This window comes from Fontimonas thermophila (genome assembly GCF_900113085.1).
Taxonomy (GTDB): domain Bacteria; phylum Pseudomonadota; class Gammaproteobacteria; order Nevskiales; family Nevskiaceae; genus Solimonas; species Solimonas thermophila.
The window spans coordinates 157,659-171,732 of sequence record NZ_FOOC01000001.1; the positions used below are offsets into that span (position 1 = coordinate 157,659).

12 protein-coding genes and 1 tRNA gene are annotated in these 14,074 nt (G+C 69.4%); 8 read left to right on the forward strand and 5 right to left on the reverse strand.

All coding sequences use genetic code 11. The features are described 5' to 3' along the window. The first annotated feature begins 156 nt into the window (after positions 1 to 156). The 3 genes from BMZ48_RS00650 (at position 157) to BMZ48_RS00660 (ending at position 5,486) form a co-directional block, all read left to right on the forward strand. Entirely contained in the window at positions 157 to 1,350 is a 1,194-nt protein-coding gene (locus BMZ48_RS00650; protein ID WP_091530041.1) for an alginate export family protein, read from the forward strand. Between the two features lie 192 nt (positions 1,351 to 1,542). Beyond that, positions 1,543 to 4,134, forward strand: a complete 2,592-nt coding sequence (gene mprF / locus BMZ48_RS00655; protein WP_234981450.1) for a bifunctional lysylphosphatidylglycerol flippase/synthetase MprF — start codon at positions 1,543 to 1,545, stop codon at positions 4,132 to 4,134. Continuing rightward, positions 4,131 to 5,486, forward strand: coding sequence for a virulence factor family protein (locus BMZ48_RS00660; protein WP_159431027.1), 1,356 nt, complete (start codon positions 4,131 to 4,133; stop codon positions 5,484 to 5,486). The genes mprF and BMZ48_RS00660 overlap by 4 nt, the downstream gene beginning before the upstream one ends. Before the next feature lie 43 nt (positions 5,487 to 5,529). On the opposite strand, the gene BMZ48_RS00665 is transcribed toward BMZ48_RS00660, so the two are convergent. Next, positions 5,530 to 5,606, reverse strand: a tRNA-Arg gene (locus BMZ48_RS00665). A 90-nt stretch (positions 5,607 to 5,696) separates the two neighbouring features. Here BMZ48_RS00665 and BMZ48_RS00670 point away from each other — a divergent pair. Then, entirely contained in the window at positions 5,697 to 6,296 is a 600-nt protein-coding gene (locus tag BMZ48_RS00670) for an ATP-dependent Clp protease proteolytic subunit (RefSeq protein WP_200769464.1), read from the forward strand. A 58-nt stretch (positions 6,297 to 6,354) separates the two neighbouring features. Beyond that, the gene (sat, locus tag BMZ48_RS00675; RefSeq protein ID WP_091530043.1) at positions 6,355 to 7,539 is read left to right on the forward strand and encodes a sulfate adenylyltransferase; all 1,185 of its coding nucleotides are present in this window, start codon (positions 6,355 to 6,357) and stop codon (positions 7,537 to 7,539) included. Between the two features lie 39 nt (positions 7,540 to 7,578). Here sat and BMZ48_RS00680 read toward each other — a convergent pair whose 3' ends face one another. Both BMZ48_RS00680 and BMZ48_RS00685 read right to left on the reverse strand, forming a co-directional pair. Then, positions 7,579 to 8,283, reverse strand: a complete 705-nt coding sequence (locus BMZ48_RS00680) for an SDR family NAD(P)-dependent oxidoreductase (protein WP_234981451.1) — start codon at positions 8,281 to 8,283, stop codon at positions 7,579 to 7,581. A gap of 3 nt (positions 8,284 to 8,286) precedes the next feature. Beyond that, the gene (locus BMZ48_RS00685) at positions 8,287 to 9,285 is read right to left on the reverse strand and encodes a GGDEF domain-containing protein (protein WP_159431028.1); all 999 of its coding nucleotides are present in this window, start codon (positions 9,283 to 9,285) and stop codon (positions 8,287 to 8,289) included. 130 nt (positions 9,286 to 9,415) lie between these two features. Between BMZ48_RS00685 and BMZ48_RS12935 the strand changes: the two genes are divergently transcribed. After that, positions 9,416 to 9,808: a hypothetical protein gene (locus BMZ48_RS12935; protein WP_091530049.1), complete on the forward strand. Its 393-nt coding sequence runs from the start codon at positions 9,416 to 9,418 to the stop codon at positions 9,806 to 9,808. Here BMZ48_RS12935 and BMZ48_RS00695 read toward each other — a convergent pair. Continuing rightward, a complete protein-coding gene (locus tag BMZ48_RS00695) occupies positions 9,766 to 10,665 on the reverse strand; it encodes a TIGR01777 family oxidoreductase (protein WP_091530051.1) in 900 nt (299 codons plus the stop codon). The two genes, BMZ48_RS12935 and BMZ48_RS00695, sit on opposite strands and share 43 nt — an antisense overlap. Positions 10,666 to 10,766: 101 nt before the next feature. On the opposite strand from BMZ48_RS00695, the gene rarD reads away from it, so the two are divergent. After that, entirely contained in the window at positions 10,767 to 11,642 is an 876-nt protein-coding gene (gene rarD / locus BMZ48_RS00700; protein ID WP_091530055.1) for an EamA family transporter RarD, read from the forward strand. 29 nt (positions 11,643 to 11,671) lie between these two features. On the opposite strand, the gene waaA is transcribed toward rarD, so the two are convergent. Further along, a complete protein-coding gene (gene waaA, locus BMZ48_RS00705) occupies positions 11,672 to 12,955 on the reverse strand; it encodes a lipid IV(A) 3-deoxy-D-manno-octulosonic acid transferase (protein WP_091530705.1) in 1,284 nt (427 codons plus the stop codon). Positions 12,956 to 13,087: 132 nt separating this feature from the next. Here waaA and lpxL point away from each other — a divergent pair, with 132 nt between their 5' ends. Further along, positions 13,088 to 14,020, forward strand: coding sequence for an LpxL/LpxP family Kdo(2)-lipid IV(A) lauroyl/palmitoleoyl acyltransferase (lpxL, locus tag BMZ48_RS00710; RefSeq protein ID WP_091530058.1), 933 nt, complete (start codon positions 13,088 to 13,090; stop codon positions 14,018 to 14,020). The last annotated feature ends 54 nt before the right edge of the window (positions 14,021 to 14,074 follow it).

The window sequence follows — 14,074 nt, forward strand, 5'->3', positions numbered from 1 at the left end:
CCGGGGCCCAGGACAACGGCGTCCAACCGCGGGCCACCGGAAAAGACATCGTGCCGCTTCGCGCACGCACGCCTGCCCGATGGCACGCCCACGCGGAGTCTGCAATGCCTGTTCGTTTTGGCGCCGGCATACCGGCGTACGCGGAGCCTGGACATCATGAATCGATATGACAGAACACACCGCCTGGCGGCGGCATCGCTGCTGGCCGTCTGCGCAGCGGCGAATGGCGCCGACCGCATCGCGGCCCTCAGCGAGGGCCGGACGAGCCTCGATTTGCGCCTGCGCTACGAGACCGTGACACAGGACGGCGCGCTCGCCGACGCCGCGGCTCTGACCCTGCGCACGCGGCTCGGCTATACGACGGCGCCGTGGTCGGCGCTCGAAGGATTCGTCGAGATGGAATCCGTGGCCGCGCCGATCGACGACTACGCACCGGTGACACCGGGCCATTCGACGATCGCCGATCCGCCGGGCACCGAGGTCAACCAGTTCGGCCTGCGGTACACCGGCGTGCCCGGACTGAACCTGAGCCTGGGTCGCAGCCGGCTCGTGCTCGACAACGCGCGCTGGGTCGGGAATGTCGCCTGGCGTCAGAACGAACAGACCTTCGACGGCGCGTTCCTGCGCTGGGGCGACAGCGCCACCGGACCGAGCGGGCAGTATGCCTATCTGACGAACGTGCACACCGTCACCGGCGCCGACCTCGACCTCGAAGGCCATTTGTTCAACCTGGGCCTGCGCGCACGGCCATGGCTCGCGTTGACTGCCTACCTCTACCGGCTCGACTTCGCCGCACCGGGCACGGCGGATACCGTCAGCTTCGGCCTGCGCGGGCACGGCCGCAGGCCACTGGGTGCGCGCGCCAGCTTAAGCTACGCCGTGGAATACGCGCGGCAACAGGCACAGACGGCGGCCGGCGACTTCCGCGCGGGATACGCGCTCGCCGAAATCGGCGTTGGCATTGCGCCGGTGGCGCTCACGCTCGGATACGAGGTGCTGGGCAGCGACCACGGCCGCTACGGCCTGCAAACCCCGCTGGCGACCAAGCACGCCTTCCAGGGCTGGGCCGATGCCTTTCTGACGACACCGGATACCGGCATCGCGGATCTTTACGCCGCGGCGCAGGGCGCCATCGGTCCGCTCAGGCTCACCGCCGTCTGGCATCGCTTCGCCACTGCCGCGTCTTGTGCGCAGCCCGGCCGCCATGGCGATGAATTCGACATCTCCGCCGGCATGCCGCTGGCCGGCGCGCTCACTGGCCTGATCAAGGCCGCGCGTTACCGCGCCGCGCCCGGATCGGGCACCGCGGACACCGACAAACTGTGGGCACAGCTCGAATACGCCTTCTGATCCGTCGGCGTTACGGCCCGCGCCGGGCGGCCCATCCCGGCGAAACGGCGGCGACCGGCGCGGGCATTGGCGTGCGCGCCAGCCCGACCGGATAGGCGCGCCGACGCAGACTGGGTAGGATGCGCGCCCGGAACGGATCGGGCCGACCCAGGTCCATCCCGACCGCACCGGTTTTGCCGGAGAACCCGTCACTTGGACAAGCCGCATCCCACCTCCGAGACCACGGGCGCAGCAGCGTCCGTGCTGGCGCTGCTCGACCGCAGCCGGCACGTGCTGGTGGCCGTGTTCGCGCTGCTGGTCAGCGCGCTGCTGCTGCATACGCTGCGCGGCCTGCTCGCCGAGCTACGCCTCGCCGACGTCGTGGCCGCCGTGCGCGCGACTCCTCCGGATGCCCTGGGCTGGGCGGTGCTGGCGACGGCGCTGAGTTTTGCCGCGCTCAGCGGCTACGACCATTCCGCGCTGCGCTATGCCGGTGCTCGGGTGGCCTACCGGATCGTCGCGCCGACTTCCTTCATCGCCTATGCGCTCGGCAACGCCATCGGCGTCGGCGTGCTCACCGGCGGCGCGGTACGCATGCGCCTGTATGCCGCCGCCGGCGTGGAGGCCGGGCTGATCGCCCGCGCGATCGCGTTCAATGCCGTCGCCTTTGGCCTCGGGATCGCGGCGGTCGGCGCCGTCGCGCTGCTGTGGGGCGCCGATGCGGTCGCGCCGGTGCTACACGTGCCGGCATTGCTGCTGCGCCTGCTGGCGGCGGCGGTGCTCGCCACCGTCGCCGGTCTGCTGTGGCTGTGCGCGCGCAGCGGCGAATACCGGTTGTTCGGCCGCGTGCGCATCACCCTGCCGGGGTTCGGCCTGGCCGCGCAGCAACTGCTGTTCTCCGCGCTCGACATCGTCGGCGCGGCGCTGGTGCTATGGGTTCTGCTGCCACCCGGTGCGGTGGCCTTCAGCGTCTTTCTCGGCTTTTTCTCGATCGCCGTGCTGCTCGGCGTGATCAGTCACGTGCCGGGCGGCATGGGCGTGTTCGAGGCGGTGATGCTGATCGCGCTCTCCGGGCATGTGCCCGCCGAGCAGCTGGCGGCCGCGCTCGTGCTGTATCGCCTGATCTACTTCGCGCTGCCGCTGCTGCTCGCGCTGGCGCTGCTGGTCGGTTTCGAACTGCGCCAGGGCACCGGCGCGCCGGTCGTGCGCGCCGCGGCCTCGCTCGCCCCGCTGGGCCTGGCCGCGTTCACGCTAGTCGTCGGCGTGATGCTGCTGCTGTCGGGCGCGACGCCGGCCACGGACAGCGCCACCGCGTGGCTTGCGCAGTACGTGCCGCTGAGCCTCGTCGAGGCGTCGCACTTCCTCGGCAGCATCGCCGGGGTGCTCCTGCTGTTCGTCGCGCGCGGCATGCTGCAGCGCCTGGATGCGGCGTGGTGGGCCGGGCTGCTGCTCGCGCTGTTTGCCCTGGTGCTCGCGATTCCCAAGGGCATCGCCCTGTCCGAGGCGGTGATGCTGACCCTACTCGCGGCCGCGCTCGCCCTCTCGCGCCGTCAGTTCACGCGCAAGGCTTCGCTGTTCGCACAGCCATTCAGCCCCGGCTGGCTGCTCGCCATCGCCGCGATCCTCGCCGCGAGTACCGCGCTGCTGTTCTTCGCCTATCGCGACGTCGAATACACGCACCAGCTGTGGTGGCAGTTCGAATTCGACGGCCATGCGCCGCGCTCGCTGCGCGCGCAGGTCGCGGTCGCCCTCGTCGCACTGCTACTGGCGACATGGAGGCTGTTCCGGCCGCATGCAGCCGCGCCGCCGCTGCCCGATGCCGCGGCGCTGGCACGTGCCGAGGCCATCGTCCGCCAGCAACCGAGCGCCGAGGCAGGGCTGGCGCTGGTCGGCGACAAGGCCTTGCTGTTTTCGAAATCGCAGCGCGCCTTCGTGATGTTCGGCCGGCGCGCGCGCTCGTGGATCGCGTTGTTCGACCCGGTCGGACCGCCCGAAGAGTGGAGCGAGCTGATCTGGTCTTTCCTCGAGCAGGCGCGCGCCGCCGGCTGCCGTGCAGCCTTCTACCAGGTGCGCCCGCAACACCTCAGTCTGTATCTCGACGCCGGGCTACAGTTGTACAAGCTCGGCGAGTACGCCTATGTGCCGCTTCCGGATTTTTCGCTGCAGGGGAAATCGCGTGCCAAGCTGCGCCACGCGCTCAGCCGCGCCGAACGCGAGGGACTGAGCTGCGAGATCATCCCGCCCGGCGCGGCAGCCGCGGTGCTGCCTGCATTGCGCGCGGTGTCCGACGCCTGGCTTGCCGAGCAGCAGACCGCGGAGAAGGGGTTTTCCCTGGGCAGCTTCGACCCGGCCTACCTGCGGCGGGTGCCGCTGGCACTGGTGCGCCAGCATGGCGAGATCATCGCTTTTGCCTCGCTGCTGACGACGAAGATCGGTCTTGAAGCCAGCGTCGATCTGATGCGCCATCGTCCGGGTGTGCCGCCGGGGACGATGGATTTTCTGTTCATCAGCCTGATCCGGCACTTCCAGGCGCAGGGTGTGCAGCGCTTCGGGCTGGGCATGGCGCCGCTCGCCGGCATGGCCGAACATCCGCTGGCCTCGCATTGGCATCGTCTCGGCCGTCTGCTGTACACGCGCGGCGAGCGCTTCTACAACTTCCGGGGACTGCGTGCGTTCAAGGAAAAATTCGATCCACAATGGGAACCGCGCTACCTCGCCGCGCCGGGTGGACTGACCCCGCTGTTCGTGCTTGCCGACGTCGCCGCGCTGATCGGCGGCGGTCTGCGTGGCGTGATCGCCAAATGAATCCGCTGCTGCGCATATTCGCCTACTTCCTCGCCGCGACCGTGGGCATCGCGCTGGGGATGACACCGGCAAGCGCGCAGGAGCGCATCACGCACGGGCTGTTCCAGCCCGTGCGGCTGTATCGGCCGCCCGCCGACGTACAGCAGTTCGTGCTGTTGCTGTCCGATGTGAATGGCTGGGACGCAGATGCCGAGCACAGCGCGCAGGCGCTGGCAGCGCGCGGGGCGTTGGTCGGTGGCATCGACTACGCACAGTTGCGCCGCGCGCTCGACGCCAGCGGCGGCGACTGCGTGTTCCCCGATGGTGATCTGGAAAACCTGTCCCACTACCTGCAGGGCTACGCCCGGGTTCCGGGATACTACAAACCGCTCGTGGTCGGCATCGGCGCTGGCGCGGCGCTGGCCTACGCGATGGCGGCCGCAGCCCCTGCCGAGCTCTTTGGCGGCGCGATCGGCCTGCGCTGGTGTCCGCAACCGATGCCGGGCAAGCCGCTGTGTGCCGACAAGCGCTCCGGCTATGTGCGCAACACTGCGCAAGGCCAGGTGCTCCAGTTCGTGCCGCAGCTCGCGATACCCTGGCGGCTCGTCGTGGATGACGCTGACGCATGCCTCGGGGCACGCGGCGCCGATTTCGCTGCGCAGATGCGCAGCGCCGGATACGTGTCCGCTTCGCTGCTCGAGGCCTACACCTGGCTCGCCCAGCAGAAGACCGACACCGCACCGCCGCCCGCCGGGGCCCTGGCCGATCTGCCGCTCGTCGAGGTGCCCTCGTCCGTGCCCGGCGACACGTTCGCGGTGCTGCTCTCCGGCGACGGCGGCTGGGCCGGGCTCGACAAGCGGGTCGCCGCGCACCTCGCCGCGCGCGGCCTGCCGGTGGTCGGGATGGATTCGCTGCGCTATTTCTGGAGCGCACGCACGCCGGAGGGCCTCGCCGCCGATCTCGACCGCATCCTGCGGCACTACGCCGCGCGCTGGCAGCGGCCGCGCGCCGTCCTCATCGGCTATTCGCAGGGGGCCAATGTGCTGCCCTTCGCCGTCAACCGCCTGCCGGCGGCCACGCGCCGAACGGTCGTGCACATCGTGCTGATGGGCCTGGAGGCGCGCGCGTCCTTCGAGTTCCACCTGGGCAACTGGCTCGGGTCCGATTCCGACGGCCTGCCAGTGCAGCCGGAGCTCGCGCGCCTGCGCGCCGAGGACGTGCTGTGCCTGTACGGCGAGGAGGAGACCGACTCGCTGTGCCGCAGCGCCGGCGCGGCGCACGTACACGCCGAGCAGTTGCCCGGCGGCCATCATTTCGACGGCGCCTACGACACCCTGGCCGCCGCAATCCTGCGGCGCATCCCGGCGCGCTGACGCTCTCCGCCGGCGTGCTTGCGGGCCGACTGCAGCGGCGAAGTGGCGCGCCCGAGAGGATTCGAACCTCTGACCCCTTCCTTCGGAGGGAAGTACTCTATCCAGCTGAGCTACGGGCGCGGGGGCGTCGATTCTAATGGACTCAAGGGCGCCTTGTCCCCGCGCGCGGCTAGAATTGCGCCTCTTTCCATCCACGCATCCGCAGGTGCCATGTTCGACCCCATGCTTTTCGGCGAGGACGCCGCCGACGAAACCCCGCAGCGCCGCGCACATGCGCTCGAGGAGCGGCTGTTCAAGGCGCGCACGATCCTGATCTACGGCCCGATCAACCAGAAAGTGGCCGAAGTCTTCAGCGCGCGGCTGCTGGCGCTGTCCGCGGAGTCGGACGATCCGATCACCGTGTACATCAACAGCCAGGGTGGTCACGTCGAGTCCGGCGACACGATGCACGACATGATCAAGTTCGTAAAACCGGTGGTGCGCGTGATCGGCACCGGTTGGGTGGCGAGCGCCGGCGCACTGATCTATGCCGCGGCCAGGCGCGAGAACCGCCTGAGCCTGCCGAACACACGCTTCATGCTGCACCAGCCCTCCGGCGGGGCCGGCGGCACCGCTTCCGAGATCGCGATCATGGCCAAGGAAATCGTGCGCATGCGCAGCCGGCTCAACGAGATCTTCGCCCGCGAGACCGGACAGCCGCTGGAGCGCATCCAGCAGGACACCGAGCGCGACTACTGGATGAGCGCGGAAGAAGCCAAGGCCTACGGCCTGGTCGGCCGCATCATCACCAGCGCGACCGAGATCGGCTGATATACCCCTGCGCCGACATCACCCACGCTGTCTCACGCCCATGCCGAGGAACGACCCGATGATCCAGCCCCACGGTTCCACTGAACTCAAGCCCTTGTTCGTCGAGGACGAGGCGCGCCGCCGCGCGCTGAGCGCAGAGGCCGAAACCCTGCCGTCGCTGCTGCTCAATTCCGCGGCCGCGGCCAATGCGGTGATGCTGGGGGCCGGTTATTTCAACCCGCTCACCGGTTACATGAATCTGGCCGACGCCCTGTCCGTGGCCGAGCACATGCACACGACCGCGGGGCTGTTCTGGCCGGTGCCGATCGTCAATCTGACCCGCGATGCCTCGATCAAGGCCGGCATGCGCATCGCGCTGCGCGATCCGAACGTCGACGGCCACCCGGTGCTCGCGGTGATGGACGTTGCGGCCGTCGAGAAAGTCTCGGATGAACAAATCCGGTTCATGACCGAGAAGATCTTCGGCACGCTCGATCCCCAGCATCCGGGCGTGGCGGTGTTCACGCAGCTCGGCAACATCCTGCTCTCCGGCCCGATCCAGGTGCTGAATTTCAGCTATTTCCAGACCGAGTTCCCGGACACGTTCCGCACCGCACCGCAGATCCGCGAGGAGATCCGGGCGCGCAACTGGCGCACCGTGGTCGCCTTCCAGACGCGCAACCCGATGCACCGCGCGCACGAGGAGCTGTGCCGCATGGCCAAGGAGCGGCTCAACGCCGACGGCATCGTCATCCACATGCTGCTCGGCAAACTCAAGGAAGGCGACATCCCGGCGCCGGTGCGCGACGCCTGCATCCGCAAGATGGTGGAGCTGTACTTCGAGCCGAACACGGTGATGATCAGCGGCTATGGCTTCGACATGCTCTACGCCGGTCCGCGCGAGGCGGTGCTGCACGCGGTGTTCCGTCAGAACATGGGTGCCACGCACCTGATCGTCGGCCGTGACCACGCCGGCGTCGGCAACTATTACGGACCGTTCGATGCGCAGACGATCTTCGACACGATTCCGCCCGATGCCCTGAAGATCCAGATCTTCCGCGCCGACAACACGGCCTGGTCGAAAAAGCTCGGCAAGGTGGTGATGATGCGCGAAGCGCCCGGGCACACGCCGGAAGATTTCATCACGCTGTCGGGGACCAAAGTGCGCGAGATGCTCGGCCGCGGCATCGCGCCGCCGCCGGAATTCTCGCGCCCGGAAGTGGCGAAGATTCTGATGGAGTACTACCAGTCGATCGGCGGCTAGCCCGGCGGTAAGACACGGCCGCCGAGCGCAACGGGCACTTCAGAGCCGGCCGGTCACTGGAATCAGCGCGCCGGTGACCGCCGCTGCGGCGTCCGTCAGCAGAAAGCCGATCACTTCGGCGATCGCACTTGGCGCGACCCAGCGCGTGGGGTCGGCATCCGGCATGTCCCGGCGGTTCTGCGGCGTATCGATGATACCGGGCAAAACGGCGTTGACGGTGATGCCGCGGTCCTTGAGTTCTTCGGACAGCGCCTCGGTCAGGCGTGCGACGCCGGATTTCGATGCGGCGTACGCGCCCATGCCGAGCCCGGCGCGGGCCGCCGCATGGGCACCGACGTTGACGATGCGCCCGGCCGGTCGGCGCAGCAGGTGCGGCAAGGCGGCCTGCGTCGCGCACAGCGCACTGCGCAGGTTGATGCGATAGAGCGCGTCCCAGGTTTCCGCGCTGCCGGCTTCGATCGTCTCCCAGCGGAAGGTGCCGGCGACATTGACCAGCGCATCGATCGCACCCAGTTGCGCGGCGATGGCGGTCATCACGACACGTGCGGCGTCGGCGTCGGACAGATCGACGCCGCCCTGCGCGAACGCCGCAGCCGGCGGATCGGGCGGCGGCTGCGGCGCGCGATCGACCATCGCGACGCGGGCGCCGCGCGTAGCGGCGAGATGCGCCACGGCGGCACCGAGATGACCGAACGCACCGGTGACGACGACGACCTTCCCGCTCAACGTCTGCATGGTCTGCATGGCCTACTCGAACCAGACTTCGACACGGTTGCGTCCCTCGCGCTTGGCCTTGTAGAGGGCGGCATCGGCATTGCGCAGCAGCTCGTTGAGATCGCGCGTGGTCGGCCGCAGCGCGGCCACTCCCATGCTCACGGTGAACCCGATCTCGCGGCCGTTGCCGGCGGGGACGCGCTGCTCGGCGATGAGGCGCCGCAGCCGCTGGGCCATTTCCGTCGCCGGCTCTTTGTTCGCACGCGGCAACAGGATGGCCAGCTCCTCGCCGCCGAGGCGGCCGACCAGGTCGATTTTGCGCACCTGCGTCGCACAGGTCTTGGCCACGGTCACGATCACGCGGTCGCCGACTTCATGGCCGTAGGTGTCGTTGACTCTCTTGAAGTGATCGATGTCGAGCAGAATCACCGACAACGGTTCGGCGAACCGGCGCGCGCGTTCGATCTCGAGCGTGGCCATTTCGACGAAGTGCCCGCGATTGGCCACGCCGGTGAGGGCATCGCGCGTCGCGCGCTGGTAAAGCCGCTCCTCGCGCTGCTTGGCCTCGGTGATGTCCTGGAAGACCTCGACGAAACCGCGCAGCTCGCCGCTCTCGGCGCGGATCGCATCGAGTGCGATCTGCGCGAGGAACTCGCCGCCATCGCGCCGGCGCCGGCGCTGCTCGTCCCGGCAGTGCCCGTTGGCGCGTGCGAATTCGAGCGTGCGCCGGGGCACGCCCTCGCGCTGCGCATCGGGCGGATACAAGACGTCGATCGGCTGGCCGAGCACGTCCGTACGCGCAAAACCGGAGATCAGCTGGGCGCCGCGGTTCCAGCTCTGGACCGTCCCGGCGCGGTCGATCAGGAAGACGCCATAGCCGCTGATGCTCTGCACCATCTCGGAATAGCGCTCGGGCCGCTCGCGCAGCAGCGCCTCGTGCCGCGAAGGCTGCAGATCGGCGAACGGATCCGCGGCCCACGGCCACACCGTGCGGGACTCGTACGAAAACCGCATGCCGCCGCTACTCTTCATGCCGCCGTATTCTACGGGAGGCGCCCTCCGTTCGGCCGGACGGCCTGCGCCGTCCGGCGGCTGCCTTGCGATCAGATGCATCGCGCCTGCTATCGATGTTCAGACTCTGAGTGCCCGACATCCGACCGCCATGGACGTTCTTCGCGAGAGTCCCGTCAGCCCCGAGGTACCGCTATCGATGGCGGCGAACGACGGCTGTGCGCGTATCCCGCTGCGGCGGCCGCAGCCCGGTTACCGGCGCCTGTTCCTGCGCACCGACGGGGCGCGGCGCACGGCCGTCGCCTGGCTCATCACGGCTGCGTTCTGCGGCTGGTGGGTGGCACTGCGGCCGGCCTCCGCCACGGAAATCGACGCCGTGCGCCAGCGCCTGGACGCCGACGCCGGAGCCGCGGCGCTCGCCCGGTTCGACGCGCGCCTCGCCGGCGGTGGACAGCCTTCCCTGCTGCGCCTGCACCTGCTGCGCAATGCAGCGCTGCGCGATCAGCCCGCGATCGCCGCGAGCGCCGCGGAAAGTTCCGGATAGCGGAACACGAAACCCTGCTCGAGCGCGCGTTGCGGCACCACGCGCTGGCCGGTGAGGACGATATCGGCCATCTCGCCGAGAACGAGCCGCAGCACAAAACCGGGCATGGGCAGCCACGCCGGGCGATGCAATGCGCGCCCCAGCGCCCGCGTAAACGTGCGATTGGTGACCGGTTCCGGCGCGGTGCCGTTGTAAACCCCGTGCGCGGCCGGATTCTCCAGCAGCCAGATCAGCAGGGCGACGAGATCGGCGCGGTGGATCCACGACATCCACTGCGCGCCGCTGCCGATCGGCCCGCCCAATCCGAGCCGGAACGGCAGCCACATCCGCGCCAGCGAACCGCCATCGCGTTCCAGCACGATGCCGATGCGGACGCGGCAGACGCGCAGGCCATGCGCCTCGGCGCGCCGGGCCTCGTCCTCCCAGGCCTGGCACAACTGCACGGTGAACTCGTGCTGCGCGCCGGGCGGGGCTTCTTCGGTCAGGGGCTCGTCGCCGCGCGCGCCGTACCAACCGATCGCCGACGCCGAGATCAACACCCGTGGGCGCGGCGCAAAGCGCGCAAGACCGTCCACCAGATGCCGCGTGGTGTGCACGCGGCTGTCGACGAAGGCGCGCTTGCGCGCCGGCGTCCAGCGCCCGGCGCCGAGATTCTCGCCGGCCAGATGGATGCAGCCCTCGGGCGGATCCCCGGCCAGCGCGTCAAGCCGCTCGATGCAGCGCACATCCGACCCCAGGCGCGCCGCGGCGCGCACCGCGGAGCGGGTCAGTACGCTGACCCGGTGTCCGCGCTGGCGCAGCTCGGCGCACAGCGGCCGGCCGATGAATCCGGTGCCTCCGGTGACGAGCACGTGCATGTTCCACCCCCGATCGACATCCGCCGCACTTTAGCGCGACGCCGATCCGCGTGCGGACGAAGGCGTACACTGCGCACCTTTTTCCGCCGCCGGTACCGCACATGCGCCAGGGTTTGATCGCTGCTGCCTGCGCTTACCTGATCTGGGGCCTGTTCCCGATTTACTGGAAACAACTCGCGATGGTGCCGGCGACGCAGGTCATGGCGCACCGCATCGTCTGGTGCCTGCTGTTCGTCGCCGCCTGGCTGATCCTGCGCGAAGGCCTCGGCTGGCTGCGCCGCCTGCCCGCCAGACTGCTGGCCATGCTCGCCGGCAGTGCGGTGCTGATCGCGGTCAACTGGTGGCTGTACATCTGGGCGGTCAACGCCGGTCACATCGTCGAGACCAGTCTCGGCTATTTCATCAACCCGCTGGTCAGCGTGCTGCTCGGCGTGCTGGTGCTGCGCGAACGGCTCCATCCGATGCAGTGGCTGGCGGTGGGCATCGCCGCGCTGGGCGTGCTCTGGCTTACCTGGCAGGCAGGGCGGATGCCGTGGATCGCGCTGTGCCTGGCGTTCTCCTTTGGCGGCTACGGTCTGATCCGCAAGCTCGCGGTGGTGCCTTCGGTCCAGGGGCTGGCGGTGGAGAGCGGGTTACTGTTCCTGCCGGCGCTCGCATTCCTGGCGTGGAGCGAACAGCGCGGCAGCGGCGTTTTCGGTCACGCCGGCGGTCGCGTCGATCTGCTGCTGGCGATGAGCGGTCTGGTCACCGCGCTGCCGCTGGTGCTGTTTGCGATCGGCGCGCGCCGGATCCCGCTGTCGACGATCGGCATCCTGCAGTATCTGGCGCCGAGCCTGCAGCTCATCTGCGGCGTGCTGCTCTACGGCGAGCCGTTCACACGCGTGCAGGCGGTCGGCTTCGCCTGCATCTGGATGGCCCTCGTGCTCTACGCCGCCGATAGCCTGTGGCGCACACGCCGCTCGGCCGCGCGCGTGTAAAGCGCCTTGCCGGCGTCCGCCGGTGGCGTTCAGTCCGCAACCGGCCTCTCCGGCAAGGCATCGATCAGGGCGAGCAGGCGCTCGCGCGCACCGCGGTTGGCGGCGACGGCGGCATACCCCGCATCGCCCATGCGCTGGCAGCGCTTTGCGTCGCCGAGTAGGGCAATGAGGGTATCGGCGAGCGTGTGTGCCTCTACCTCGAGCGCGGCACCGGCATCCAGCAATAGCGTGCGCGCCTCGGCGAAATTGTGCATGTGCGGTCCGAACAGCACCGGCTTGCCGAGCATCGCCGGTTCGAGCACGTTGTGACCGCCGACCGGAACCAGCGAACCGCCGACGAAAGCGACATCGGCGGCCGCGTAATACATGAACATCTCGCCCATGCTGTCGCCGAGCAGCACGGCGGTCGATGGCGCCACCGGCGCATGCGCCGGCAGCGCGCTGCGGCGCACGGCGGTAAACCCGGCTCGTTCGACCAGGCTAGCGACCGTGTCGAAGCGCTGCGGATGGCGCGGCACCAGAATCAGCAGCGCCTGCGGCAGTGCCTGCCGCAACAGGCGGTGCGCGGCGAGGGCACGCTCTTCCTCGCCCTCGTGCGTACTCGCGGCGATCCACACCGGCCGTCGTGAACCCAGGGCCTGGCGCAGCGCATGGCCCGATGCACGTTGCGCTGGCGGCACCATCTGGTCGAATTTGAGATTGCCGATCACGCTGACACGCGAAGGCGGCGCCCCGAGCGCGCGAAAGCGCGCCGCATCGGCTTCGCTCTGCGCCGCGATGTGCGTGCAATCGGCCAGGGTCGCGGCGGCCAAGCCGCGGACGCGGGCGTAGCCCCTGAACGAACGGACCGACAGCCGGGCATTGGCGATGACCAGCGGAATCCCGCGCCGGCGCAAGGCGCGGAACAGATTGGGCCACAGCTCGGTTTCCATGACGACGACGCAGCGCGGACGCATGCGGGATACGAAACGGTCGACCGCCTGCGGCAAATCGTAAGGGGCATAGACGTGCAAAACGGCCGCACCCAGCGCCTCGCGCACGCGTGCCGAGCCGGTTGGCGTCGTCGTCGTCACCAGCACGCGCTGCGACCCGTGGCGTTCGACCAGTGCACGCACGAGCGGCAATGCCGCCAGCGCCTCGCCGACCGAAACGGCGTGGACCCAGACCGCGACCGGCTGCGCCGGCGTCGGCACGAAACCGAAACGCTCGCCGATGCGGCGGCGGTAGTCGGCAAGCCGGCGCGAGCGCCAGAGCAGGCGCAGCAGCACGAAGGGCGTGAGTAGATACAGCAGGAACGTATAGACGAGGCGCATCGGCGAGCCTGGGAAATCTCCGCTGCATTCCAGCATGTCCCGCAGCGCGGCTCAAAATCGCGTGCACTCGGCGCGCGCCCTGCACCTGCGTGAATCGATCGGGAACCCGCAGCGCGTCGCTACAATCGATGCATGGCCGTACCCGTATTCCAAGTCCGCCTGCTGCACCCCCGTCTCTGGCCGACCTGGGTCGGCATCGGACTCGTCTGGCTGCTGAGCTGGCTGCCGATCCCGGTGCAGATGATGCTCGGCGCCGGGCTCGGCCGCGTAGCCGGGCGGCTCCTGCGCCGGCGCCGCGCCGTCGTGCGCGCCAACCTCGCCATCGCCTATCCGCAGCTTGGCGAGCACGACCGCGAACGTCTCGTCGACGCCCATTTCGCCGAACTCGGCCGCGGCATCTTCGAAACCGCCCTGGCCTGGTTCGCGCCGGACTGGCGGCTGCGCCGGCGCGGCGAGGTGGTCGGGCTCGAGCACCTGCGCGCGGCAATGGCCGATGGCTCCGGCGTGCTGCTGCTCACCGGGCATTTCACGACGCTGGAGATCGGCGCGCGTTTCCTGTGCCTGGCCGGCGTCAAGTTCCACGCGATGTACCGCCCCTACAACAATGCGGTCATGGATCATCTGATGCATCACTGGCGTGAGGGCCGTTCCGGGCTGCCCGCGCTGCCGCGCGACGAGCTGCGCCCCTTGGTGCGCGCGCTGCGCAGCGGGCATGCCATCTGGTATGCCCCGGATCAGACGCTGGACGCGCGCTTGAGCGTGTACGCCCCGTTCTTCGGCATGCCGGTGCGCACGATCACGGCCACCGCACGCCTGGCCGCACTCGGCCGCGCACGGGTCGTGCCGTATTTCCCGCAGCGCATCGGCGCACGCTACCGCATCACCATCCTGCCGCCGCTCGCCGATTTTCCGAGTGCCGACGAATGCGCCGATGCGGCGCGCATCAACCGCATCATCGAGGAGGCCATCGCGCCGGTGCCGACGCAGTATTTCTGGGTGCACAAGCGCTTCAAGGGCGTGCCGCCGGGCACGCCGCCCGTTTACGGCGGGAGTCCTCCGCGCTGAGAGGACGGCGCGGCGTCCGGCGCCCCGCCTACGGTATAGTTGCCGCTAGGATCA

What these genes read in the sequence shown, in the direction of transcription:
- BMZ48_RS00650 (WP_091530041.1), top strand. Translation starts at nt 157, where the DNA reads ATGAATCGATATGACAGAACACACCGCCTGGCGGCGGCATCGCTGCTG.
- BMZ48_RS00660 (WP_159431027.1), top strand. Translation starts at nt 4,131, where the DNA reads ATGAATCCGCTGCTGCGCATATTCGCCTACTTCCTCGCCGCGACCGTG.
- BMZ48_RS00670 (WP_200769464.1), top strand. Translation starts at nt 5,697, where the DNA reads ATGTTCGACCCCATGCTTTTCGGCGAGGACGCCGCCGACGAAACCCCG.
- sat (WP_091530043.1), top strand. Translation starts at nt 6,355, where the DNA reads ATGATCCAGCCCCACGGTTCCACTGAACTCAAGCCCTTGTTCGTCGAG.
- BMZ48_RS00680 (WP_234981451.1), bottom strand. Translation starts at nt 8,283, where the DNA reads ATGCAGACCATGCAGACGTTGAGCGGGAAGGTCGTCGTCGTCACCGGT.
- BMZ48_RS00685 (WP_159431028.1), bottom strand. Translation starts at nt 9,285, where the DNA reads ATGAAGAGTAGCGGCGGCATGCGGTTTTCGTACGAGTCCCGCACGGTG.
- BMZ48_RS12935 (WP_091530049.1), top strand. Translation starts at nt 9,416, where the DNA reads ATGGACGTTCTTCGCGAGAGTCCCGTCAGCCCCGAGGTACCGCTATCG.
- BMZ48_RS00695 (WP_091530051.1), bottom strand. Translation starts at nt 10,665, where the DNA reads ATGCACGTGCTCGTCACCGGAGGCACCGGATTCATCGGCCGGCCGCTG.
- rarD (WP_091530055.1), top strand. Translation starts at nt 10,767, where the DNA reads ATGCGCCAGGGTTTGATCGCTGCTGCCTGCGCTTACCTGATCTGGGGC.
- waaA (WP_091530705.1), bottom strand. Translation starts at nt 12,955, where the DNA reads ATGCGCCTCGTCTATACGTTCCTGCTGTATCTACTCACGCCCTTCGTG.
- lpxL (WP_091530058.1), top strand. Translation starts at nt 13,088, where the DNA reads ATGGCCGTACCCGTATTCCAAGTCCGCCTGCTGCACCCCCGTCTCTGG.